Raw genomic sequence first — 24,951 nt, forward strand, 5'->3', positions numbered from 1 at the left:
GAATCGCCGAGTCAACCTATTACGATCGAAAAACTGCTTCAAAGACCGAACCGTCATCCGCAGGCAAGCGAGGGCGGCCTATCCCTGGGTACTCTCTGACGGTGACAGGCCTCCCCGTCAGCGACGAACAAATCAAGGAATGGCTCCTTGAGCTGCTGGAAGGCGAAGAACACATCTATGGCTATAAACTGTTGGGTCAGTGCATTCGAGATGTTCACCAAGTGATTCTGAACAAGAAAAAAAACTATCGACTTTGCAAAGAACTCGGCATTCTGCAAAAGGCTCGAAAACAGGTTCCGGCACATCCACGTACTCTCCCAAAGAATCGGTTTATTACCGGTTCCAATCAGTTGTGGCAAATGGATATCAAATACGGATATGTTGTGGGACAGAAGCGATTTTTCTTTGTTCTTAGCATCATCGATGTGTTCGACCGCGTGATCGTCTGGCAATATCGGGGGCGAACTTGTGAAGCGAAGCATGCCATTCAGACACTACGGTATGCCATAAAAAGCCGGATTCAGCCAGGAGAAGCACTACCGGTCATCCGGACAGACAATGGACCTCAATTCGTCAGTAAGTTGTTTGGAGATACCTGTGAGAGCTTGGAAATGATCCATGAGCGGATTCCGCCGCGGACCCCGAATATGAATGCCTACATTGAGTCGTTTCATAGCATACTTGAGCGCAACTTATTCAGCAAACGAGAGTTCATGACGTTTGAAGAAGCTTTTGAAGCGCTCGATCAATACATGGATTTTTATAATCATCGAAGAATGCATGGTAGCTTAAAACGAATGGCGCCGGTAAAGTTTTCATCATGGGTCAAGACGCTTAAGGATACCACGGAGTTCCATAAATCGATGTAAACACGCGAAAAAATGAGCTAGCCTGCGATTGCAAAAATCTTGTAGGTCAGGACTCCGGAATTAGGGGGCCTAGCCGATAATGCAGTTTTTTCTTGCCCCAAGTACCCGAAAATTCAAAACACCTGCAAATCTACAGTTATTTTTCATGTTTTCGGCTCTGACGGAGGGGAAACGCGGGAAATACCTGCACTTTTGCAGGTATTGTCCGATCAAGGGGAGTCAAGTGTGAAAAAAACTGTATTATTGCAGGAAAATCGCAGGAAGATCGCCCGGAGAAGCCGACCCTCCTCATGGAGAGGGGGAAAAAACTAGGAAATACCCCTAAATTGCTCATGAATCTCTTTCCAAAAAAAGAGCTCCCTGCCGTCTTGAAAACAAGACAGAGGGCTCTCGAAAATCCGGAAGTCCGCTAGATTAGCGGACTTGGGAGTCGGCGAAGCATCTTTATGTTGGTCGAGAACCGTTCAGTCAATTCAATCCGATTCCGCCGCATTCTTAGCAGCTAATGAGTATACGCGGCCACATTGTCATCGTTCACTGCCTCGTGCAGCGCCATATTTAGTCCGCTGGCGATGACATTGGCGATGTCCTCGATAAACTCGTCGATTTCCTTGGGCGTCACGATCAGGTCGTGCCCGAGCGGCTCCAGCACTTCCTTAACCAGCCCCAATCGTTCGCTTTCGCTGAGGTCGTTTAACAGTCCCATGATCTGCTTGGTATGTCCGCCGTCGCCGCTTTCCTGATTGAAGTGGGTCTTCATCAGGTCAAACACATTGTTGACGATCGTCGATGCGTAACATACGGTAGGCACGCCGATCGCGATGCATGGGATGCCCAATATTTCCTGGGTCAAGCCTCTTCGCTTGTTGCCGATTCCGGATCCCGGATGAATACCGATATCGGCGATCTGAACCGTCGTATTGACGCGTTCGAGCGAGCGGGAAGCCAATGCGTCGATTGCGATGATCAAATCCGGCTTCGTCCGGTCTACAATGCCTTGAACGACCTCACTCGATTCGATGCCGGTGATCCCCAGCACGCCGGGAGCAATGGCGCTAACTTCGCGGTAACCGGGCGCAACCCGTTCCGGCGCCAGTTCAAAGTAATGCCGGGTCACCATAACATTCTCCACGACCAGCGGCCCAAGAGCATCGGGGGTAACGTTCCAGTTTCCCAAACCCACAATTAACACCTTTGCTCCCCGGCCTACTCCGATTTTGTCCAAAAAAGCGGTGAACTCCTTGGCAAAAGCCGCAGATACCCGTTCCTGAAGCCCAGTATCCTGACTCCGCAATCCGGGCACCTCGAGCGTAATATAATGGCCTTTGATTTTTCCGATTTGCTTCGAGGCGGCCTCATCGGTTACATCCAGGCGAGTGATTTTGATCCCGTTCTCTTCCTCGACTTGTTCGTTCAGCCCCGGCACCGGCCCGCCGTGAGCGGTTTCGGCCAGCTCTTTCGACTCCACGGCCAGGTCGGTACGTACGGAATATTCCTGCAAATCCAGATTCATGGGTTGACGACCTCCTTTTCCTCGGTTGCCTATATTGTGCGGGAGTGGGAAAGCGATTATACATGATGAATTTATTGCATTTTGCTGTGCCCCGTGATAAACTATTTTAAGTTGTGAATCATCTGGGTTGATATATGCTTTACAGGAGGTGAATGCAATGCCAAACATTAAATCCGCAATCAAACGTGTGAAAACGAACGACAAGCGCCGCGCGTTGAACGCTTCGCAAAAATCCGCTCTGCGTACGGTAGTGAAATCCGCCGACAACGCTCTGGCGAACAACGAAGTAGATACAGCTAAAGCCGCTTTCGCCGCTGCAACCAAAAAATTGGACAAAGCCGTTACTAAAGGTTTGATCCACAAAAATGCAGCTGCCCGTAAGAAATCCCGCTTGGCTAAAAAATTGAACGCCCTTACGTCTGAAGCGTAAGCGTCGCTATTCATACAATGAAGCTCAAAAAGCCCCGAACGAATTCGTTCGGGGCTTTTTGATTTCGCTTGCTTTTCTCTAGAATTGAACGAAATAACAGACAGGATAGAAGCAAGTGTGAAATGTTCTGGCAGAAACGGCAGTGGTCGCCTTTGTGAGAGGATTTCAACTCTATATGAATGTAGTTAATCAGAGAAATCCACGAACAACAGCGATCGAAAGAACATTTTCACATGGCTACCCTAGTCCATACTGTTACTTAGTTCAATGCCTTCCTCCACCCTATTTTGAAACTGGCTGTAATAGAGATGATGATAAAATCCCTGCTGCGCCAGCAGGCTCTCGTGATTTCCCATTTCCCTAAGTTGCCCGCCTTCGATCACCATGATAATATCGGCACCCTTAATAGTGCTCAGCCGGTGGGCGATGATAAAGCAAGTGCGGCCTTTCATGAGCCGGACCATCGCTTCCTGGATGCGCATCTCCGTGCGGGTATCGACGCTGCTCGTCGCTTCGTCCAGGATGAGGATCGGCCGGTCCGCCAATATAGCCCGGGCAATCGCCAGCAGCTGGCGTTGGCCTTGACTGAGGTTGCTGCCGCTTTCCGACAGCATCGTATCATAGCCGTCCTTCAACTTGCGAATAAAACCGTCCGCTCCCGCTTCCGCCGCGGCCCGGCGCACTTCATCGTCCGTAGCGTCCAGCTTGCCGTAGCGGATATTTTCCCGGATCGAGCCGGAAAACAGATAGGTATCCTGCAGCACAATGCCGAAAATGTCCCGCAGGCTGGCGCGCGTAAACTCGCGAATATCGGCGCCGTCAAGCAAAATCCGTCCGCCCGTCACATCGTAAAACCGGTTCACGAGGTTCACGAGCGTCGTTTTCCCCGCTCCTGTCGGCCCTACGAGCGCAATCGTGCTTCCCGCCTCGGCTTTGAAGCTGATCCCTTTCAGAATCGGAGTGCCCCCGGGATAGGCGAAATCCACGTTTTGAAACTCGATTTCACCGCGAGGTTTCGATATATCCTGGGCTCCCTTGGAGTCGGCCGTTTCCTCGTCATCGTCCATGACCTCGAAGATCCGCTCCGCCCCGGCCACCGCCGTTTGCAACGTGTTAAAAATGTTGGCCACATCGTTTAACGGACGCGAGAACTGCTTGGAGTAAGTCAGAAAGCTTGCGATTACGCCGACGGTAATGATGTCCCGCACCGCCAGCACGCCTCCAACGCCGGCAATGACGGCAAAGCCGATATTGCTGATGATGTTCATGAGCGGCATCAGGTAACCAGAGGTGATCTGAGCTTTAAGACCAACCTTGAACAACTCGTTATTGATCCCGTCAAATTCGGCAATCGCCTCCTGCTCCCGATTAAACGCTTTGACGACCTGCAGCCCGGAAATATTCTCCTCGATGTGTCCGTTAAGCCGCCCCAGCGAGTTTTGCTGCTCCTTGAATAAAACGCGGGTGCGTTTGGCTATGGTCCGCGAAAGGATAAACACCAAAGGCACGGTGATCATACCCGCGAAGGTAAGCACGGGATTCAGGAAGAGCATCAGGATAAAAGAACCCAAAATCGAAACGACATCCGACATCAGGGATACGGTGGAGGTCGAGATCGTTGTGCTGATATTATCGATATCGTTCGTGAAACGACTCATTAAATCCCCATGCGTCCGTCTGTCAAAGAAAGCGATCGGCAGCCGCTGCAGCTTCGAAAACAGCGTCGTTCGCATGCTTTTGACGATACGCTGCGAGACTCCCGCCATGAGAAAGTTATTGGAAAAGGTCAGCATCAGATCGCAAAAATAAACGGCCAGCAAAACGGCGATCGCCGATTTCAGCGGAGCGAAATGCACCGCTCCTTGGCCGCCCGACATGAAGTCCACCGCCCGGCCGATCATATACGGAACAGTGAGCAGCAGGGCCGCATCCACCAGCACAAAACCAAAAATAAGCATCAGCAGCTTCTTTTCGGAGCCGAAAAATTCCCAAAGCCGCTGCAGCGTACCTTTGAAATCCTTCGGTTTAACCACGGGCATACCGCGCATCATTCCGCCCGCGGGCCGGCGCATGGGCATATAATTTTCCGAGCCGCGCTCTTTTCTTGTCGTGTCCGCCATCAGATTGCCGCCTCCCCGAACTGAGATACATAGATGTCCCGATAAATGTCGCAGCTTTGCATCAGCTCGGCGTGCGTGCCGCGCCCGGAGATTTCGCCGCCGTCCAGCACGAGGATCTGGTCCGCTCCCATCACGGAGGTGATGCGCTGACCGATAACCATACAGATCAGATCCCTGGAATGCTCCCGCAAGCCGTTTAAAATTTTGGACTCCGTAATGACGTCCACCGCGCTGGTGCAGTCGTCCAGGATCAATACATCCGAATTTCTGACCAGCGCCCGCGCGATCGACAAACGCTGCTTCTGTCCGCCGGAAAGATTCACGCCGCCTTGGCCAAGCATGGTATTGTATCCCTCGGGCAGGGACGCGATAAAATCATGTGCCTGGGCGACACGGGCCGCCTGCTCGATTTCGGCCATACTCGCGTTTTCGTTGCCCCAGCGAATATTGTCCAGGATCGTTCCCGTAAACAAAGTGTTCTTCTGCGGAACCATGGCGATACGGCCGCGCAGTTCATGCTCGTCGAGGCCGGTTACGTCCGCTCCGCCCACCAGCACACTGCCGGAAGTCGCCTCATAAAAACGCGGGATCAGGTTAATAATGCTTGATTTGCCCGAGCCGGTCGAACCGATGATGCCCAGCGTCATGCCCGAGTGGAGATCAAAGCTGATCCCCTTCAGCACCGGTTCAGCGAGATTCCCCGTGTAGGAAAAGCTTACGTTTCTAAACTCCACACTCATGTTTTCCGCGGCTTCCAGCGGCGTCCGCCCTTTATCCGCGACCTGTTCCTCCACGTTCATCACTTCGCCGATCCGCTCCGCGGAAGCGCGGGCGCGAACAAACATCGTAAATACCATCGAGAGCATCATCAGCGAATTCGAAAGCTGCGTCATATAGTTGATGAAAGCGATCGTTTTGCCCACTTCAAGCGAGCCGTTATTGATCGCAATTCCGCCGAACCAAAGCACGAACACAATCCCCAGATTAATGATCAGGGTAATTGTCGGCGAAAAGACCGCCATGACGCGCATAGCCTTAGTTTGTTCGTTCATCAGGTTTTCGCTCGCACCGGAAAAACGCGTTTCTTCAAAATCAAAGCGGTTGAACGCCTTAACGACGCGAATGCCCGATAAATACTCCCGCATGACGCCGTTAAGCCGGTCGATCGCATGCTGGACCCTTTTGAATAACGGATACCCTACTCTGGTGTTCAGAAAAATAATGACGATGACAACCGGAACAATAAACGCAATGATCAGGGAAAGCTTCGGATCAAGGATTACGGCCGTAACGATGCTGCCGATGCCAAGGAGCGGCGATTTGATGAAAATACGCATCATGCCGTTGACGAAGTTTTGCGTCTGGGTGACGTCGTTGGTAAGCCGGGTTACCAGTGAGGCGGTATCGAATTTCCCCGCGTTTTCATAAGAGAGCGTCTGGATCTTGCGGAAAAGATCGAGGCGCAGCTCGGTGCCGTATCGCTGCGAAACCCGGCTGGATATGTTGTTGCGCGCCACCGCGCCGATCGCACCGATCCCCGTCACGAGCAGCATAAATCCGCCGGCCAGCAGAACGTACCGCAGATCCCGATTCGCGATGCCGTTATCGACCATTTTGGACATGATCGTCGGCTGGAGCAAATCGCAAAAGGCTTCCACGGACAGAAAAAAGAGGCCCAGCAGCGCCAGCTTATAATACTTTTTCACATATTTTCCGAGGTATCCCAAGATTGTTCATATCCTTTCAAACGAGCCGCTTTCTTTGCTTTAGGCCCGTTTTGTAGTATGCTTTGTAATGAGAAAATTGTGTCATGGAGTGTAGCAATGATGGAAAGCAAATCAAAAAATCGGCGGACTTACCGCTTTGCCCCTGCCTTTATCCTGCTGTTTCTGGCGGAAAAAAAGCTGTACGGCTCAGCCATACTTAACGAATTCCGGGACAGACTTCCTGACTATAACGTGGACAGTGCGGTGGTCTACCGCTCACTGCAGGAGCTCGAGAAAGAAGGAGCCTTGAAATCGAGCTGGAATACGGAAAATCCGGGGCCCGCGACCAAATGGTACGAAATTACGGACACGGGACTGCAAAAGCTGGCCGTGTATCATGGGGATATCGAAAAACGCAAGAAAAATCTCGATTTTTTCCTCGACACCTACCGGAACCTGCCTTAAGAGAAGCGCTTGGCTCTCGGCTTATTACGATAGGTGTCTTTTTTCGGACTCGTATATGTTATTTACATATAGGTGCCCGACACATCAACGATTATATTCCCGGCCATTTTCAAAGTCAAGCATCCCAATCGGGAAGGGATATCTTGGATTATGACGGTTCAGCGCAAAAAAACAATCCCGAATCCCCCTTCAAGTTAATCAGGGGTTCATCGGGATTGTTAGGTTTGCACGCTTGCGGATCATGCGGCCAAATTCAGCAGGAACAGCTCAAGTCCCAGCACTTTGTCGATTTGTCCGCTTTTCATTCGGTAATCCAGCTCGGCCAATTCAGCCAAAATCCGCCGCAGATGGGACGTTTCGAATTTGCGGGCCTGATCGCCCGCGATTTTGACGGCGTACGGATGCAGACCAAGCTGCGAGGCGATTTGCTGTTGGGAATAGCTCTGCCTGCCCAGGTCTTTGACCTGCAGCATAATCCGGAACTGCCGGGCAATCAGGGCCGCGATTTTGATCGGCTCCTCGCGCTGCTTCAGCAGTTCGTAAAAGATGTTCAGCGCCTGCTCCAGCTTGAGCCCGGCGATATGTTCAACCATCGCGAACACATTTTGCTCCGTGCTGCGCGCGACAAGCTGATCCACCGCCGCCGTATCGACCGTTCCTCCCTTGCCCGCAAAAAGACACAGCTTGCCGATCTCCGCCGCCAGCGCGGCCATCTGCACACCGCTGGCCGCGATCAAGGCTTCGGCGGCTTCCTTGCCGATCCGGCATCCAAGTTTTTCCACCTCGCTCACGACCCACTGCACCAGCTCTCCTCCGCCCAGCGGCATAAACGAAAGCACCGTTCCGGAGATTTTCATCGCTTTGACGATCTTTTTGCGTTCATCCAATTTCTCGCCGTTTACGATAAACACGATGACGCTGTGCTCCGCAGGGTTGGAGATATAGGATTGCAGCGTCTCCACTTTATGCTCGATTTTACCGCCTTCCCGCCCCGCGGTAAACAGGCTGGCGTCGCGGACGATGATCAGCTTGCGCTCCACCAGAAACGGCAAGGTTTCCGCTTCCTCCACGACAACTTCAATAGGCGTTTCCGCCAAATCAAAAGCCGCCGTGGCGAAATCCCGCTGATCCGGGTCGACCAGCTTGTCCTGAAGGAGCCCGACAAACTCCTGTATCTGGTATTTTTCCGTACCGTAGCACAAATATAACGGGGAGATTCGCCCCTGTCCGACCTCTTTGATCGCCATTTTTGCGTCCATCCGGCATCTCCCTTTCCTGTTTTCTCTATATTTAAGATGATACTTGATTTCCGCAGCCAGGCCAAGGACAAACAAGAACTCCAACAACGCAACAAAGGGACCTTTGCCTCGCGGCCAAAGATCCCTCTGTCCCGTAACATCTATATAAACGCGGGCTGAAAAGCTCTAGAAACTCTCCCGCCGGCGGTCATACGACGTGTCAGGGTTAAAACCTCTCTCACTATCTATATAACCTATTCCATATCTCCTGAAAAGGTGCATTCTGTGTCTGTTTTTAGAAACCCGCCTGCCAAGGCAGGCATTCTCAAGGTTGGGTTGGAGCTTGTTCCGTCCCGTTCGCGCTCTCTACTTCAACCTTGTATGAGGTATTGGTCTGATCCTTTGCCGTTTCATAAGTAAAGACTTTGCTGTCTTCGGACCATTCTCCCTTAACCCAATCGCCGTCCAGCACTACATCGGATACAAGCAAGCGGTCCTGGAACTGATTTTTGTAAATATACAAATGTCCTTCCTGCAGCTCGGCTTCATACATCCCGTCGGGAGATGCCCACACGTTTGGAGCAATCATCACGGACATGCCCATGAATGATTTGAATGCCGGGTCTTCTCCGTCGATAATATTCTTCTTGAGCTCCGGCGGATTTCCGCTTTCGTCCGATGCGCTGTCGTCCACCGTACTGCTCATATCATGCATTTGGCCGTCCGTGTCCCCGCTTTCGGCAGGCGCGCCGCCGGCTTTGGAAGAATTGGAATCTTGCGCCTTCCGGTCTGCCGGAGCTACCGTATCATTAGCCGGTTTTTTCATGTCCTTCACACTGTCCCTGGCCGGAACCTCAGGTTTCTTGCTTCCGGTATCTACGGATCCGCCGGATCCATCCGAGCTGCCGCCATCCTTGACGCTTTCGCTCGTGTCCTGGTCTGCAGACGGAGCTGCCGGACTCTCGTCTATTGAAGATTTAGGCGCTGTCGAAGAAAATGCGTTTGGATCGGCCATATCCTGGCTTTGGGCGGAATCGTCTCCGCTCCCCCCCGCCGAACCGGAAGAGGAGGACATTTCGGAGTTCTGCATATCCATATTCGCCGATTGAGAAGCAATCTCCGCGTCGGGGATCGTTCGGGGTTCATATTGATATATGAATACGCCCAAAATCAAAGCCGCCGCCACGCCTAAAGTTCCCATTCGATAACCGCGGCTGCGCTGCCGCGTGTTGTTGCTGCGTTTGCTGCGGTCAGGCAAGCCCGCTTCCACGCCCGAGATCGTCCCTTTTGTCGTTTCCGCCGCACTTCCGCCTTCCCGCCGGGCCCGGTCGATTTCGTCCAACTGAGGCATAATCGCATCAACGAGGCTGAAGTTCGGAACTACCTTAGGAAGCTCCTCGAGCCGGGCGGAAAGCCGCTTCAGAATCTCGAAATCCTCCGCGCAATTTTTGCAATTGCGAATATGCTCAAACAGAAGAAAACTTTCCTTTTCGCTTAGGTCGTGGTCGACATAACGATGCATCCATTCCACCGCCTCCGGGCAATTCATCCTGATACACCACCTTTCTGATAATCTTGGAGTAATTGCTGCAATTGTTGCCTGGCCCTGAATATATACGATTTCACCGTGTTCAGCGGCAAATTCAGACTGTCGGCAATTTCGTTATACGAGAAATCCTGCAAATACCTCAACACAATCACTGAACGATGATGCTCCGGCAGCTGATCGATCGCGCTGCGGATATCTTCGGCCAAATAACCGGACATGACCTCCCGTTCAACACTTTCGCTGCCTTGAAAGACCAGTTCGTGTTCTTCGATGGAAACCGTCGGTTTATTCCGCCGAAATTTATCGATGCAAATGTTGGTCACGATGCGCTGCACCCAAGTTTTAAATTGAGCCTTTTCTTCATAGGAATCAATTTTGGTATAAATCCGGATCAGTGCTTCCTGGGCGGCATCGTGTGCATCCTGTTCATTATTTAAGATGTAGTAGGCTGTCCGATACACATGATTCTCGATTTCTCGCAATAGGGTGATTAGAGCGTCGCGATCGCCCGCTTGAGCGGCTCTGATGAGTCCTTGCTCCACCACAAAGGCTCCCCCTTCCTTGCAACCTTACAGACGCTATAGTCCGACAATATGTTGCAATGTTGTTACTATTTTTTTTATAATATAACGCCAATAATCTCACCTAAGGATACCAAAAAAAACAGGACCCGTCATCCCGGCCATAAGCGGCAAAATAGGGCAGAGGTCCGGCTGCGATTGGGACAAAAAACAGCCGGTCGGTTCCGCTTCTGCCGCACGTCGCCGAGGAGACGACCCGGTGTTACCGCGAGCACTACCGGATGCTGACCGGTCAAAAGCAAAGCTAGGAAGCCGTTGTAGCGGCTGCCCTGGTAATTTGGACGTTTGCACTTTGCACCATTTGCTAACGGGCTAGCAACGAAGGGGACGACGAAGGGACGATGACGACCACGATTCGGCCAATGCAGCTCCGCAATAAGCGAGGCAGCAAGCCACAACAAACGTGGCTGCGCGTCTGTCATTTGCCAAGGCGACTCCGCAAACTAGTATGGCTACGCGCCATTATTCGGCTGACGAACTCCCAAATCTGACTAACGTACGCACTCTGTGGCTGGCGGACTCCCCCAACCCGAATCACGCACCCGCTCTGCGGCTAACGGGCTCCCAACCCGAATAGTTCACCCACTCTTTGGCTGGCAAGCTCCCCAACCCGAATCACGCACCCACTCTGCGGCTAACGGACTCCCAACCCGAATAGTTCACCCACTCTTTGGCTGGCAAGCTCCCCAACCCGAATCACGCACCCGCTCTGCGGCTAACGGGCTCCCAACCCGAATAGTTCACCCACTCTTTGGCTGGCAAGCTCCCCAACCCGAATCACGCACCCACTCTGCGGCTAACGGACTCCCAACCCGAATAGTTCACCCACTCTTTGGCTGGCAAGCTCCCCAACCCGAATCACGCACCCACTCTGCGGCTAACAGACTCCCAACCCGAATAGTGCACCCACTCTTTGGCGGGCGAGCTCCCCAACCCGAACCACGCACCCACTCTGCGGCTAACGGACTCCCAACCCGAATAGTTCACCCACTCTTTGGCTGGCAAGCTCCCCAACCCGAATCACGCACCCACTCTGCGGCTAACAGACTCCAGGAGCGTTATTTGTAGAAAAAATGGCGGTTTGGGGATCTAACGGATCCAAGAGACCTTATTTCGGAGAAAATCATACAAATTGCCTCTGTTGGAGTCAAATAACGTCTGTGGAGTCCGTTAAATGGGAAGATCGTCAGAAAATGAGCGAATAACGTCATTACGATTCGTTACAGTGAGGGAAGGTAAGCGGAACCTGCTACTTCGGCTTACTTTAGCTTACTTTAGCTTACTTAGACTTACTTAGACTTACTTAGACTTACTTAGACTTACTTAGACTTACTATAGCTTACTTCGGCCACTCGGCACGGGAGTGATCGGCGGCGGCCCCCTTCGATTAAGGCAATTTGTGTCTAGCTTCGATCCTGCCATTCTTCACTTTCATCTGGACCTCTCCTTGTTCATCGGTCCGAAAAATGGCGGTATGCCAATCGCTCAAACGCTGAACCACCGTAGGATGAGGATGTCCGTAGCTATTATGCTCGCCTACCGAAATGACCGCGGCTTCCGGCTGCCAATAGTCAAGCCACTCGGAGGAGGTCGATGTTTTACTGCCGTGATGCGCCACCTTCAATACATCGATACGCGAGGAAGCCTCAGCCTCATGATCCCTCCGCTCCAACTCCAGCACCTCCAGTTCGGCCGGTTCGTCCATATCTCCGCCGAATAAAAAAATCACGCCGTCCATGTTCATGCGAAACACAACGGATTCATGGTTTTGTTCCTTTATATAAGGAAGCGGGCGATCGTGCTCCACTGAGGGCAGCGGATACAGAAATTCAAGCGACGTCTCGCGGTCCGGGTTCAGCTTCATCCCCCGGGAAGCCGAGTAGACCGGAATCCCTTTGGAGAGCGCCGTCTCAAGCATTTTCTCCATGGTACTCGTATCCGCCAAGCTGCCGTTAATGATCAGCGCCTCCGCCGGGATTTCTTCAAGAACCGCCTGCGCTCCCCCGATATGATCCTGATCCCCATGGGTCAAAATCATCGCATCCAAGCGGTGGATGCCTCTTTTTTTCAGCAGCGGCACAACGGTCTTGGCCCCGACTTCAAACGGTTCCTTCCGGTCGCGCCAGGAATCCGACGGCTTCCGAAACGAGACTGTGCCCCCGGCATCCACCAAGATATGGGCACCGCCCGGAGTTGTAATGAGCGCGCAATCTCCTTGTCCTACATCGATGAACTCCACATATCCGGTGCCTCCGGCAAAAGCCGGCTGGTAACCGGAATAGAACATAACCCCTAACAGACCAGCGAGAAAAATTCGCGCTCCGTCCTTTTGCCGTAAAATCGATGGCCTTTGCCGTCCGGATGAGCCTTGTCTAGCCGTCGCCTTTGCCGGGTGCCCCTCCAATGGAGGAAGCGGCGCCGTCTCATCTGACAATAGGCCGGGATCCGGCTTATATTTCTCGGCGAAGCGGTTCCCTAAACGGAGCAGCAGAAAAAATACCGCATAAAAAAGCATAATCCAAAACAGCGGCGGCGATTTCCAATACGTCATAAAGCCGCCCCGGCCGCTAAGCCATTCCGTAATCCAAAAGGTGGCCGAATTGAGCAGGCGAACGGGAAAAGCGATCCATTGCCCCAGCTTGAGCCAAAGGAAACTCAGCAGCAAAGCCGCCGTTCCGGCGGGGAGCGCAACCAATCCGATGACGGGAACGATCAGCAAATTCGCCGCCAAGGACAGCAGCGAAAATTGGTTGAAGTAGTACAATGTCAGAGGAAAAGAAACAATCTGCGCCGCCAGGGTGATCGCAGCCGTTCCGCGGATCTTCGGAGGAAGCCAGGCAAAGTACGGCATAATCAGCGGTACGAATACGATGATGCCCGCCGTCACGGCAAAAGAAAGCTGAAAGCTGACGTTCAGCATAAAATACGGATCCCACAAAAGCATCAGCAGCGCGGTGGCCGACAATACGTTCAGGCTGTCCTTCATCAGGCCGCGCCTCAGCAAATAGATGCCGAGCATCGTCATGATCCCGGAGCGGATTACGGAGGGAGAAAACCCTGTGATAAGCACGTAGACGGGAACGAAAAGCATAACGACGCGCAGCGAGGTTTCCCGGGTGACCCGGAGCAAGCGAAGCAAGCCAAACACCAGTGCCACATTGATCGCGACATGGCTGCCGGAGATCGCCAGGATATGGGTTAAGCCGAGTTTGGTGAATTCGGCATATTTGTCCGGGTCGAGTTCATCCGACAGGCCGATCAGCAGTCCTTTCATGTAACCGGCCTGCCAATCGGGGAACAGCCGCTCCAGACGGGCGCCGAGCCGCTGACGTAGAGAGTCTATTTCCCCAAACAGGGCCGCCGAACCGAATTTTCCAGGCAGCTCTTGAAGCGACGATGCGCCCGAAGCCGTGAGCAACCAATGAATTTGTTGATTTCTCAAGTACCGGCGATAATCGAAACCGCCGAAGTTTTTGGCGGTCTGGGGCTGCTCCAGACTCCCCAGCAGCTTGACGTTTTGGCCGCGCCGCCACGAGAATGCGGTCTTCAGCTCCTCGGAAGCGTCCAAACGAAGTTGTACCGCGAGCTTTTCTCCCGCAGCTGCCCGTTCCTGCCGATTCGCTTCGCCGCCTTCCGCTGCTTTGTCCGAAGCAATGCGGCTAAGCTTCAAGGTGAAGGACACCCGATCTCCATCGATCTCGACCGTGGATATGATTGTGCCTTCCGCCTTCACCGCTGCCCCGTCCACTTCTTCGAGCGACAGCGACAAAGCGGCGGGAATATGGCTGACATTTCGCATATCGTTATAAGCCCAGTAGGCCGCTCCTATCGTAAAGGACAGCCATAGCAAAGCCAGCTTCCGCCATGATAGGCGCAAGACAAGCCGAAGCAGCGGACTTATCAGTATCATGCCGCCAATAATAAGCCAAATGGTGGACCCATGCTGCATGTAAGTTAAGCCGCTTCCGGCAATCCAGCAGCATATAACGACAGCAAGAGGTCTTCGGTTAAACAACGACATGGCTAATCCCTCTCTCCGAAGCGATGGTGTTAAACCGCGAAAACAAAAAGAACCCCATCCGCCTATAGGCAGATGAGGTTCTTCCTTCATCTCAGGTAAAGCTATTCGTCTTTTTGCAAAAAAGTTCAGTTCACGACCTGGTCGCCAAGCGCATCATGAGGCGGTTGATAAGCTTCGATGCGCCGAAAATTGATGCCTTTTTGAGCCATCATTGCCGTAACCTTTCCCGTATCCTTCGGATAGGGACGATGGAACACGATTTCCGTTATGCCGCTGTTAGCCAGCATATTGGCGCAAGTCCAGCAAGGTTCGTCGGTCACGTATACGCTGGAGCCTTCCCGGTCGATCCGGTCGGTGAACAGCAGCAAATTCTGCTCGGCATGAATCGTCCGGACGCAGCGCTGTTTTTTCAGCACGGTCTCTTTCCCGTCCACGGTAACCAGTTCGAACTCTTCTGCAATCATGCAGCCGGCTTCCGAACAGTCGGGAACGCCTGAAGGAGCGCCGTTATAGGCGGTTCCCAGCAGCTTCTTGCCCTGCACCAGCACAGCTCCAACACGTCGCCGACTGCAGCGCGAACGCGTCGACACCATATAAGCGATATCCATAAAATACGTATCCCAATCTTTACGTTTGTCCGGACTCATCCCTTTGGCCTCCCCAGTTCTACAGCCCAATATATGGCTTCATTTTTTCCAGTATTTTATCTCCGATTCCTTTTACCTTCGTCAGATCGTTTACGGAAGCAAAATCGCCATGCGCACTGCGGTAATCGATAATCGCCTGCGCCTTTTTCTCGCCAATCCCGGGGATTTCCTGCAGTTCCCGGAGTCCGGCTTGATTGATATTGATCGCTTCCTTCTTGTTGGAAGCATCCGCTGCAACCTTTTTAGCGGAATCGCCTCCGATTGCCGCTCCGGTTCCAGCTTCCATGCCCGCTTCGCCTTGTGATTGTGAGGAAGTTCCGCCTTTGGCTGTATCGGAGACTTTCTCGTCCCTTTCCAGGCTTCCCGAATCAGGCTTCGCTTCATTTTGCTGCATGGCGGACACCACTTGCGAAGTAACCGGCGCCCAGCCTTCGATTCCCGCCGGATTCCCGCCGCCGACCGCCAGCAGCATCAATCCCGCACCCACAATTGCCGAAACGACCGACGTCAGCACGTGCTCTCGTCTCATGAAAGGCACTCCTATCTTAAAAGAATCTGTCTACCGCAGGTCATGAAGATCCATTCAAGATGCATACATATGAAAATAGTGAGATAGAAACGGCAGTGCCCTCCATCCGGAACACTAACCGTTTCTCGCATGAGATAGAAGCCGGGATATGCCCGTTCTTCTATTTCATAGAAATGGTGCGCTCAGCACGGAAGGGGGAACCGGATGAAAGTCGCATTCATCGGAACAGGATCCATGGGAAGTCTGCTCATCGAAGCTTTCCTGCGTTCCGGTGCGCTGCTCCCGCAAAGCATTTGCGTCAGCAACCGTTCTCCGTACAAACCGGAGATGCTGGCCCAGCGATATCCCGGGCTTCAGGTATGCGGAAGCAATGCGGAAGCCGCCCAAGGGGGCAAAATCATATTTTTGTGCGTCAAACCTCTGGATTTTCCTCAAGTTATTGAAGAAATCCGGGAAAGCTTGACCGAAAACCAGATTGTCGTCTCCATCACCAGCCCGGTGCAAATCCAAACGCTGGAGCAATTCCTGCCCGCCAAAATTGCCAAAATCGTTCCAAGCATTACGCATTCCGTACATAGCGGAGCTTCGCTATGTATATACGGAAGCCGGATTCGGCCCGAGGATCGACTGCTGCTAGAGCAGTTGATGTCTTCGATCAGTACTCCATTCACTCTAAAAGAACCGGAAATGCGCATCGCCTCGGACATCGCCAGCTGCGGTCCGGCCTTTATCGCATACATCCTGCAGCAATGGGCGGAAGCCGCCGCGGAATTGACCGGGATCCGTCGTTCGGAGGCCATTGCTCTCGGAGCCGAAATGCTGCTGGGCACCGGGCGCTTGCTGACGGAAGGCGGCTTTACGCCGGAAAACCTGCAGAAGCGCGTCGCCGTGCCCGGCGGCGTTACGGCCGAAGGCCTGGCCATCCTGGAGGTCGGACTTCGCGGGGTGTTCGCCAAGTTAATTGAAGCGACGCACCGCAAATACGATGATGACCTTAGTAAGCTGCATTCACTGTTTTCTGGAGCCGACAACGATTCAGCCCCGGCCCCGAAAGAGCCGGTTCCTAAATCCACGGAATGACGGCCCCGACTATCGAAAAAACGCAGCACCATTCGGGAACCGCTTCCGCTCGTATTGCATAAGCTTATCAGCCGACTACAATGTTGACCAGCTTGCCGGGAACGGCAATCACTTTGCGAACCGTTTTGCCTTCCACCGCCTGCTTGACGTTCGGCAGGCTTAAGCTATGCTCTTGCATAGCCGCTTGGTCCAGGTCCTTGGAAATTTTCGTCCGGTCAACGATTTTGCCGTTGACCTGGACGACGATTTCCACTTCGGACTCGCTGGTCCAGGCTTCATCAAAGGTTGGCCAAGACTCGTACGAGATCGATTCCGAATGGCCAAGACGCTCCCATAGCTCTTCCGCAAGATGCGGAGCCAGCGGGGACAGCAATTGCACGAAGTTTTCCGCGGCGGCTTTCGGAATGGAATCCGTCTTGTAGGCTTCATTGATGAAAATCATCAGTTGGCTGATCGCCGTGTTGAAACGCAAGTTATCAAAATCCTCGGTTACTTTTTTGATCGTTTTGTGCCAGGTCCGTTTGAAATCGTCGCTGCCGCCGTCGGCAGCGATTTTACTGTTCAGGCTGCCGTTCTCGGCCACGAACAGCCGCCATACCCGGGACAGGAACCGGTGCGTGCCTTCCACGCCGTTCGCGCTCCAAGGTTTGGTCGCCTCCAAAGGCCCCATAAACATTTCATACATGCGCAGCGTATCAGCCCCGAAGTCACCCACGATTTCGTCCGGGTTGATCACGTTGCCGCGGGATTTACTCATTTTTTCGTTATTCGTTCCGAGGATCATTCCTTGGTTCACCAGCTTGTGGAACGGTTCCTTCGTGGATACGACCCCGAGATCGTACAGCACTTTATGCCAGAAGCGGGCGTACAAAAGGTGAAGCACCGCATGCTCCGCGCCGCCGATATACAGATCAACCGGCAGCCACTCCTGCTGCTTCTCTTTGGAGCACAGCTCCTTATCGTTATGCGGATCGATATAGCGCAGGTAGTACCAGCAGCTTCCCGCCCATTGCGGCATCGTGTTCGTTTCGCGCCGGGCCGGAAGTCCCGTTTCCGGATCGGTGGTGTTCACCCATTCCGTGACGTTGGCCAACGGCGATTCGCCGGTTCCCGACGGCTTGATTGCGTCGACGTCCGGCAAGACAAGCGGCAGCTGATCCTCCGGCACCGGCTTCATCGTGCCGTCTTCCAGATGCAGAATCGGAATCGGCTCGCCCCAATAACGCTGCCGGCTGAACAGCCAATCGCGCAAACGGTAGGTCACTTTGCCGTGTCCCTTACCGTTTTCCTCAAGCCAGCCAATCATTTTACGGATCGCTTCCTCATTTCGAAGTCCGTTCAGGAACTCGGAGTTCACGTGAGCTCCGTCGCCCGCGTAAGCCTCTTTCGTTACGTCTCCGCCTTCGACAACCTCAACGATTGGCAGACCGAATTGTTTCGCGAACTCGAAATCGCGTTCGTCATGGCCCGGTACGGCCATAATCGCTCCGGTTCCGTATCCGGCAAGGACATAATCGGCAATCCAGATCGGCAGCTTGGCGCCGTTCACCGGGTTGATCGCATAAGCTCCGGTGAATACACCGGTTTTTTCTTTGGCAAGATCAGTCCGCTCAAGATCGCTTTTGCGGGCGGCTTGATCCTGATACGCTTGAACGGCTTCCCGCTGAGCGTCGGTCGTGATGGCCTTCACGAGCTCGTGCTCAGGTGCAAGCACCGCGTAGCTGGCGCCGAACAAAGTATCAGGACGCGTCGTAAATACGGTCAACATCGCTTCATGGCCTTCGATGCCGAAATTCACTTCCGCGCCTTCGGATTTGCCAATCCAGTTGCGCTGCATATCTTTGATGCTTTCCGACCAGTCCAATTCTTCCAGGTCTTCAAGCAAGCGCTCCGCATATTCCGTAATTTTCAGTACCCATTGGCGCATTGGCTTTCGAATAACCGGGTGGCCGCCGCGTTCGCTCTTGCCGTCGATGACTTCTTCGTTGGCAAGCACAGTTCCGAGCGCAGGACACCAGTTCACCGGCACCTCGGCTACGTAAGCGAGACCTCTTTTGTACAGCTGAATGAAAATCCACTGCGTCCATTTATAGTACTCCGGATCGGTTGTGCTGATTTCCCGGTCCCAATCGTAGGAGAAGCCCAGCGATTTGATCTGCCGCCGGAAGTTGTTGACGTTCTTGACCGTAATATCGCGCGGATGCTCGCCCGTATCAAGCGCATGCTGTTCCGCCGGCAAGCCGAATGCATCCCATCCCATCGGGTGCAGGACGTTGTAACCGCGCATCCGTTTGTAACGAGAAACGATATCCGTTGCCGTATATCCTTCAGGGTGACCTACATGCAGCCCCGCTCCCGAAGGATAAGGGAACATATCGAGCGCGTAAAACTTCGGTCTGCCCGCTTCTTCCCGGGTTTTGAAGGTATGGTGCTTATCCCAGTAAGCCTGCCATTTCGGTTCGATTTCCTGAGCCTTGTAAACATCTTGAGGCGTTTGATTGTCCGCCATAAACAAAATCCCCCTTGAACTGCCATCTTCTTAAATGGTAATAAACTAAAAAACCTCCCGATCCGTAGCGTATATCGCTAGGGACGAGAGGTATGTTTCCCGTGGTACCACCCTAGTTAGCGCCGGACATGCTTTGTCCTTCGCTCACTTTGACCCTTAACGCGGGCAAGACGATAGTGCCGCACAACCAGCGCCGCACCATAACTCCGAGGCGAGTTCGCTTCGATCGCCAACCGGCTTTCACCTTCCGCCGGCTCTCTGGGTGGTTTTTCGAAGCTAATAATCCTCATCACTGCTGCTTGCTTATGTTTGAAAACTGATTACCAATTATTATATCCAATATCGTCCTTTGAAGTCAACGACTTAGCTATTGGATAGCGCTCCTGATTTTCGGCCAAAATAGCTCCAGCCAAGCCGAAACGGTTCGAAAAATCTGGTATTCGGAGGTCGTTCGCAGTGAAACAATTCAATCCCGACATGGTATTTTTTGAGCCGGAATCGATAAAATACCCACTCGGAAGCAAGTTGCTGCTGCATTTCGAGAAATTGGGGACACCCATTAAAATGACCACGTCCCACAACCGGGTGACGGGCATCCCGGGTGAAACGGAAGCGGAGAAGTACCGCAGCGCCAAAAGAACGCTGGTCGTCGGCGTCAGGAAAACGCTTGATTTCGACACCTCGAAGCCGTCCGCCGAATACGCGATTCCGCTCACCACCGGATGCTCCGGCCACTGCCATTACTGCTATCTGCAAACCACTTTAAGTTCAAATCCGTATATCCGGATTTATGTGAATCTTGAGGAAATATTAGAGAGTGCCGCAAAATACATTGCCGAACGCAAACCCGAAATCACCCGGTTCGAAGCCGCTTGCACCGGCGACCCGGTCGCCCTGGAGCATCTTACCGGAGCGCTGGAACAGTTCATTTCCTTTATGGCGAAGCAGGAATTCGGCCGCCTCCGGTTTGTGACCAAGTTTGCCAATATCGATTCTCTGCTTGATGTCGATCACGGGGGACACACCCGAATCCGATTTTCCATTAACTCCGATTATGTCATCAGGAATTTCGAACCGGCCACATCCTCCTTCGAGGAACGAATTGAAGCGGCAGGACACGTTGCCGAAGCGGGCTATCCGCTGGGCTTCATCATCGCCCCGATTATCAAGCATGATGCGTGGCAGGAAGGGTATATGGAGCTTTTGACCAAACTGCATGACCGGCTAAAAAACATCGAGACGCCTGACCTGACTTTTGAGCTCATTCAGCATCGTTTCACGAAAGTGGCCAAAAATACGATTATGAGGCGCTACCCCAAATCCAAGCTCGACATGGACGAAGCGGAGCGGCAATTGAAATGGGGAAGATACGGAAGGTTCAAATACGTATATAAAATGGAAACGGTGGAGGAATTTCAAGAGCTTTTCCGGCAGGCCATCACGGAATATTTTCCGCAAGCCCGAATCGAATATTTTGTATAAACAAAGAAGATGTCCCGAAGTCATTGATCGACCCCTGGACATCCACCGTCACAAATATGATATTTATAAATCGATTAAAGCTTGAAGAGGGATACGGCTCTTTGCAGTTCTTCCGCCAGGCTGGAAAGCTGACGGATCGAGGCGGCAATCTGCTGCATAGCCGCGCTTTGCTGTTCCGATGCGGCGGCCACTTCTTCGGAAGCGGCTGCTTGCTCCTGCGTTACGCCGGAGATTTGCTGAACCGAATCGGCAATGTTCGTATAGGAGTTCTCCACCAGAATCAAGGATTGAAGCAGCTGATCCGTGCGGCTGGAGAAATCATTGATGCCTTGGAAGATACTTTGGAAATTTTGATAAGTGATGTTCATCAATTTTTGCCCTTCTTCGATAGCGCGGCTGCCCTCGCCGATACTATCAATAACAAGGCGGCTGTTTTCTTGGGTTCCCGCTACCAATTCGGTGATCGATGAAGCGGCGTCAGCCGACTGTTCGGCCAGCTTGCGAACTTCTCCCGCAACCACGGCAAAACCTTTCCCCAGTTCGCCAACTCTTGCCGCTTCGATCGAAGCGTTGAGCGCCAGCAGGTTCGTCTGCTGCGCAATCCCCGTGATCATGCCGATCACTTCGCCGATTTCTCTCGAGCGTTCTTGGAGCTGGCCGGCGGTTGTTTCCGAATGACGCATCACCTGCTCGATCAAATTCATTTGGCGAAGCGTTTGATCAACGACGTCTTGTCCCTCGGACGACTGCTTGCTGACCTTCTTGGCGATGAGCTGCATGTCGTTCACTTCAATCGCCACACCCGATAATTGATCTTTGATTTCCAGTACGGACGAAGAGCTTTGGCCGATGGATTCGACCACCTCGTTGATTCCTTCGCTCATGCTGTTCATCGATTGGGCTACCTGTTGAGCGCTTTCGCTCGATTCTTTCGTAACATGTTCGAGCTGCGCGCTAGTGCCGGCCACTTCTTGCGAAGAAGCCGAAATATGTCCGATAAGCTGCTTCATATTGCCGCTCATCGTGCGGAATGCCTCCGCTAATCGTCCCACTTCGTCTATCGTTTTGACCTCAACCTCGCGGGTTAAGTCGCCTTGAGCAAACTGCTCCGTGGCAAGCATCAGCTTTTTGAGCGGCTTCGAAATAATCCGGCCCTGCAGATAAGCGAAAAGCAAGCCGATCAGGAGCACGAGCAGCGAAATACCGACGCTGTACCACACCACCTTCGTTGTGGTATCCGGAATCACCGAAGCGTCGAGGTCGATCCCCAGCAGACCGGCATTGGCGCCGGCGTCGTTTTTCAGTGGAACGAAAATCGATTTATGTACTCCGAACTCATCTGTGTAAATTTCACTAATTGTCTCCTTTCCTTGTGTGATGGTATCCTTCATCTCCTGGGAGAAAGGGTAATCCATGTTGTAATCTCCCTCGGTATCCGAAAGGGCGATAATTCTTTCTTTCCCTCCATCGTTGGATAAAATATATACGTTCTCCAGATTGTGCGCCTTTTTCAGTTCATCCATCATTTTGCGGGTTTGCTGATACAGCGGACTGCCGGTTCCGTCGATTCCAAGCTTGTTGCCGCCAATTCGGTCAAGCTCGGTTTGTACAATATTGATGTTGCTCTCGAGACGTTTATCAAGTTCATTCTTGAGCTCCCCGCTCAAGGTGGTATTCACCACCGTGAGCAGCCCGATGAAGCAGAGAATTGCTGCAAGGATCAAACCCGTGGTACCCAGCATGATTTTCGAAGAGATATGTCCGAACAGCAATCGTTTGATCTTTTGATTCATTATCATGTTCATCTCCTGAATGTGAGTTCATTGATTGGAAAAAGCTATTTGCTCATCGCTACGCTAAACTGCTCACAAACCTCGGATATGCATTCTTTTAAATACTGCACGATCCCAGGCACATGCTCAGGCAAAGTATGAGGCGAAATGACAAAAAATTTGCTGACATAAAGCGGAATTTGACGCCCCTCGGCGGTACCGACCAGCAGATGCTTTTTCGTATCCCCGAAAAACATCCGGTCGCGCTGCTCACCGAGTTTCTCGAACACCCGCTCATTAAGCCGGTTATTTTGCTCGATTTCCGCAGCCCGGCATTTTCCGCTGATTTCTTCGGCAAGTCGCGGACCGTCCGGCTGATAAATCCGAATTAATGTAGAAATACCGGGATTCTCGGGATTTGCGATCTCGGCCTGCGGAATTTCGGCGACAAGCTGCTCCCGGAACTGGTGGCTTACCTCCATAAATTGGGCCAGAAGACGCTGATAACCCTCTACGCCAAAGGACAGCAGCGAGCTGTACATGCTGATTGAACTGGCCATGCGTGAGCATTCCAGCGTATAGCCGGTATGGTAATCGCCATAACCGCGATGCCCGACATATGGAGTTTCGTCCGCTTCCAGATCAAGCCGTCCCAAGTCGCTTCCTTTTTTCAGCAGGAACAAGCTGGAGACATAAGGCGCCTGCCCAAGCTTTTGGAAATCGAAGCACATGGAATCCGCCAAAGAAAGATGTCTCATTTTCTTCTGAATCGGCTTAAGCATTTCGATGACGCCGGTACTAAACTGAAGCGGATTCTTGTCCAGATCGTACTCGTTAAAGAAAGCAAAAAATCCGCCCAACGCCGAGTCCGCGTGGATGTGCGGGCTTGGAAACCCAAATCGCCGCGCGACTTCATCCGCCGTTTCGCGAATTTGGCGAACATCGTCGATCCCGAGGGCGTCCGTCGTTCCCGTCGTTGCAACAATGTACAACGGCACGCCGCCATTTGCGGCGACCTCTTCCATTTTGCGTTTCAAATCGAATACGTCCATCGAGCTGTCGGTCAGGGTTTTGATTTTGACAAGATGATCGCTGCCGATCCCCGTCGCTTCCATGGACTTGAACAAGCTGTAATGGGCCGACTCCGAGCAAAACGCGTACAGATTGCCCGGAACCCCGTGCTGAAGCGCGGCAGGGTCGTATTTGGCGATCGCGATCCGCAGTCCGGAGAATACGGCGCCCTGACCTCCCCAAGTCGTATACCCTCCGCTGACTTTGGAGTCATACCCGACCAGCTTGGACATCATGGCCGTTACTCTGACTTCGGCCTCGGCCCCGGCAGGTCCGTAAACATCCCATAGATTATTGCCGTTCACCAGCATCGCGGTAAGCATGCCAAGCATGCCCGGAATGGAGGCCATGGGCAAAATGTTCGTGAAGAAATATTTGGTATGATAGGGATGGCCGTGGAGCAGTTTCAATAATTCATCGTTCACCTCCTTCATCGGCGTCCCATCGTAAGGAATTTCGCTGGCCGCCGCCAATTGGCCGTAAAAATCCCCATCCCTCCGTTTTTCTCCTTTAAGATTGACTTGATCAGGATTCTTCAACTCATCCACGCCACGAATCATTTGCTCGATCAGTTCCAGCATCCGCCCGCGCTGCTCCGAATTTCCGTCCTCGCTTGGAAACCAATCCCTTACATCCGGTTTGCTGTCTGTTTTCATATGCATCTTCTCCTCATTGTTCCGATTGTGTAGAGTTTTCCTTGGACATACAGTTGAAGAAGTTTCCTGCCCCCCTATGATAAAATTTCGACGAATGAGATTGCTTTTATTAAAAAATCTTCATTTCCTTACATTTCTAAATTATACAAGCTATCCAAGGCAAACTACAGATACGAATAGGTATATATTCCATCAATTGTCATTAAATTTTTCTTACTTTAAATATCTTTACAAATTATTGAAGCACGCCAGTGTAAAATCTATAAACCGCAATTGATTACGGCCCTGTCAAATTTTGCAATGGGATAATTTGAAAATGAAACAAGAGGGTGCCCCTTTGTCACCTACGATGACTTTTGGGACACCCTCTAAATTTATATAACAACAGAGCAGAAAAACCCTGACAGACCGCTGCCAGATACCGGATCGACTTCAAGGAATGGACTGGCGTTCGAGCAAATGGTTAAGAACAAATGATTAGAACAAGTTGTCTGGCCTGATCAACGGCGTCCCCAAACGCCGCATCCCCCTGACCCTTAAAATAGCGACCTTTTGGGGCTTTATTTCCACTGTGGAACCTCATTCCGGGTGAATAGCGCCATTTTATGGCCTTATTTCTTCAGAAGAGCTCCTTTTCCCTCGATTTTGAACGTTTCGCCGAAAATAAGACCATTTTGCACCGCTATTCTCAGGAAAACGTGCTTTCGGAGTGA

General features: G+C 52.3%; 17 protein-coding genes and 1 other annotated feature. Of the genes, 5 read left to right on the plus strand and 12 right to left on the minus strand.

Translation table 11 applies throughout. The annotated features are described in order from the left end of the window. The coding region (locus ACI48K_RS13460) for a transposase (RefSeq protein WP_475028116.1) at window positions 1–869 on the plus strand (869 nt) is incomplete at its 5' end. A 502-nt stretch (window positions 870–1,371) separates the two neighbouring features. Here ACI48K_RS13460 and gpr read toward each other — a convergent pair. Beyond that, window positions 1,372–2,382, minus strand: coding sequence for a GPR endopeptidase (gpr, locus tag ACI48K_RS13465; protein ID WP_475028117.1), 1,011 nt, complete (start codon window positions 2,380–2,382; stop codon window positions 1,372–1,374). Between the two features lie 157 nt (window positions 2,383–2,539). On the opposite strand from gpr, the gene rpsT reads away from it, so the two are divergent. Continuing rightward, window positions 2,540–2,812, plus strand: coding sequence for a 30S ribosomal protein S20 (rpsT, locus tag ACI48K_RS13470; protein WP_475028118.1), 273 nt, complete (start codon window positions 2,540–2,542; stop codon window positions 2,810–2,812). 242 nt (window positions 2,813–3,054) lie between these two features. Here the strand turns inward: rpsT and ACI48K_RS13475 are convergent, their stop codons facing one another. Next, entirely contained in the window at window positions 3,055–4,932 is a 1,878-nt protein-coding gene (locus tag ACI48K_RS13475; protein ID WP_475028119.1) for an ABC transporter ATP-binding protein, read from the minus strand. After that, window positions 4,932–6,659 (minus strand): ABC transporter ATP-binding protein, encoded by a 1,728-nt coding sequence (locus ACI48K_RS13480; RefSeq protein WP_475028120.1) that lies wholly within the window; start codon window positions 6,657–6,659, stop codon window positions 4,932–4,934. Before ACI48K_RS13480 ends, ACI48K_RS13475 begins: the two co-directional genes overlap by 1 nt. Window positions 6,660–6,755: 96 nt before the next feature. Between ACI48K_RS13480 and ACI48K_RS13485 the strand changes: the two genes are divergently transcribed. Then, complete coding sequence (locus ACI48K_RS13485; RefSeq protein ID WP_475028121.1) at window positions 6,756–7,103, plus strand: helix-turn-helix transcriptional regulator; 348 nt, start codon at window positions 6,756–6,758, stop codon at window positions 7,101–7,103. Between the two features lie 239 nt (window positions 7,104–7,342). Here ACI48K_RS13485 and holA read toward each other — a convergent pair whose 3' ends face one another. The 6 genes from holA to ACI48K_RS13515 form a co-directional block, all read right to left on the minus strand. Further along, a complete protein-coding gene (holA, locus tag ACI48K_RS13490) occupies window positions 7,343–8,362 on the minus strand; it encodes a DNA polymerase III subunit delta (protein WP_475028122.1) in 1,020 nt (339 codons plus the stop codon). Window positions 8,363–8,666: 304 nt separating this feature from the next. Continuing rightward, complete coding sequence (locus ACI48K_RS13495; protein ID WP_475028123.1) at window positions 8,667–9,890, minus strand: anti-sigma factor family protein; 1,224 nt, start codon at window positions 9,888–9,890, stop codon at window positions 8,667–8,669. Next, the gene (locus ACI48K_RS13500; RefSeq protein WP_475028124.1) at window positions 9,887–10,435 is read right to left on the minus strand and encodes an RNA polymerase sigma factor; all 549 of its coding nucleotides are present in this window, start codon (window positions 10,433–10,435) and stop codon (window positions 9,887–9,889) included. Before ACI48K_RS13500 ends, ACI48K_RS13495 begins: the two co-directional genes overlap by 4 nt. Window positions 10,436–11,858: 1,423 nt before the next feature. Then, on the minus strand, window positions 11,859–14,492 hold the full coding sequence (locus ACI48K_RS13505) for a ComEC/Rec2 family competence protein (RefSeq protein ID WP_475028125.1): 2,634 nt from the start codon (window positions 14,490–14,492) through the stop codon (window positions 11,859–11,861). 125 nt (window positions 14,493–14,617) lie between these two features. Then, window positions 14,618–15,139: a deoxycytidylate deaminase gene (locus ACI48K_RS13510; protein ID WP_475028126.1), complete on the minus strand. Its 522-nt coding sequence runs from the start codon at window positions 15,137–15,139 to the stop codon at window positions 14,618–14,620. A gap of 19 nt (window positions 15,140–15,158) precedes the next feature. Next, window positions 15,159–15,668 (minus strand): ComEA family DNA-binding protein, encoded by a 510-nt coding sequence (locus ACI48K_RS13515; protein ID WP_475028127.1) that lies wholly within the window; start codon window positions 15,666–15,668, stop codon window positions 15,159–15,161. Window positions 15,669–15,872: 204 nt separating this feature from the next. Here ACI48K_RS13515 and comER point away from each other — a divergent pair, with 204 nt between their 5' ends. Further along, window positions 15,873–16,748 carry a late competence protein ComER gene (gene comER, locus ACI48K_RS13520; RefSeq protein ID WP_475028128.1) on the plus strand — a complete coding sequence of 292 codons (876 nt, stop codon included), beginning with the start codon at window positions 15,873–15,875 and terminating at the stop codon, window positions 16,746–16,748. A gap of 67 nt (window positions 16,749–16,815) precedes the next feature. Here comER and leuS read toward each other — a convergent pair whose 3' ends face one another. Next, a complete protein-coding gene (gene leuS, locus ACI48K_RS13525; RefSeq protein ID WP_475028129.1) occupies window positions 16,816–19,257 on the minus strand; it encodes a leucine--tRNA ligase in 2,442 nt (813 codons plus the stop codon). A 76-nt stretch (window positions 19,258–19,333) separates the two neighbouring features. After that, window positions 19,334–19,559, minus strand: a binding site (T-box leader). Window positions 19,560–19,734: 175 nt separating this feature from the next. Between leuS and splB the strand changes: the two genes are divergently transcribed. Beyond that, complete coding sequence (gene splB / locus ACI48K_RS13530) at window positions 19,735–20,739, plus strand: spore photoproduct lyase (RefSeq protein WP_475028345.1); 1,005 nt, start codon at window positions 19,735–19,737, stop codon at window positions 20,737–20,739. A gap of 74 nt (window positions 20,740–20,813) precedes the next feature. Here the strand turns inward: splB and ACI48K_RS13535 are convergent, their stop codons facing one another. Together ACI48K_RS13535 and ACI48K_RS13540 are read right to left on the minus strand one after the other, a co-directional pair. Then, window positions 20,814–22,532 carry a methyl-accepting chemotaxis protein gene (locus tag ACI48K_RS13535; protein WP_475028346.1) on the minus strand — a complete coding sequence of 573 codons (1,719 nt, stop codon included), beginning with the start codon at window positions 22,530–22,532 and terminating at the stop codon, window positions 20,814–20,816. Between the two features lie 44 nt (window positions 22,533–22,576). Beyond that, the gene (locus ACI48K_RS13540) at window positions 22,577–24,238 is read right to left on the minus strand and encodes a pyridoxal phosphate-dependent decarboxylase family protein (protein ID WP_475028130.1); all 1,662 of its coding nucleotides are present in this window, start codon (window positions 24,236–24,238) and stop codon (window positions 22,577–22,579) included. Between the last annotated feature and the right edge of the window lie 713 nt (window positions 24,239–24,951).

This window comes from Paenibacillus terrisolis, assembly GCF_056171975.1.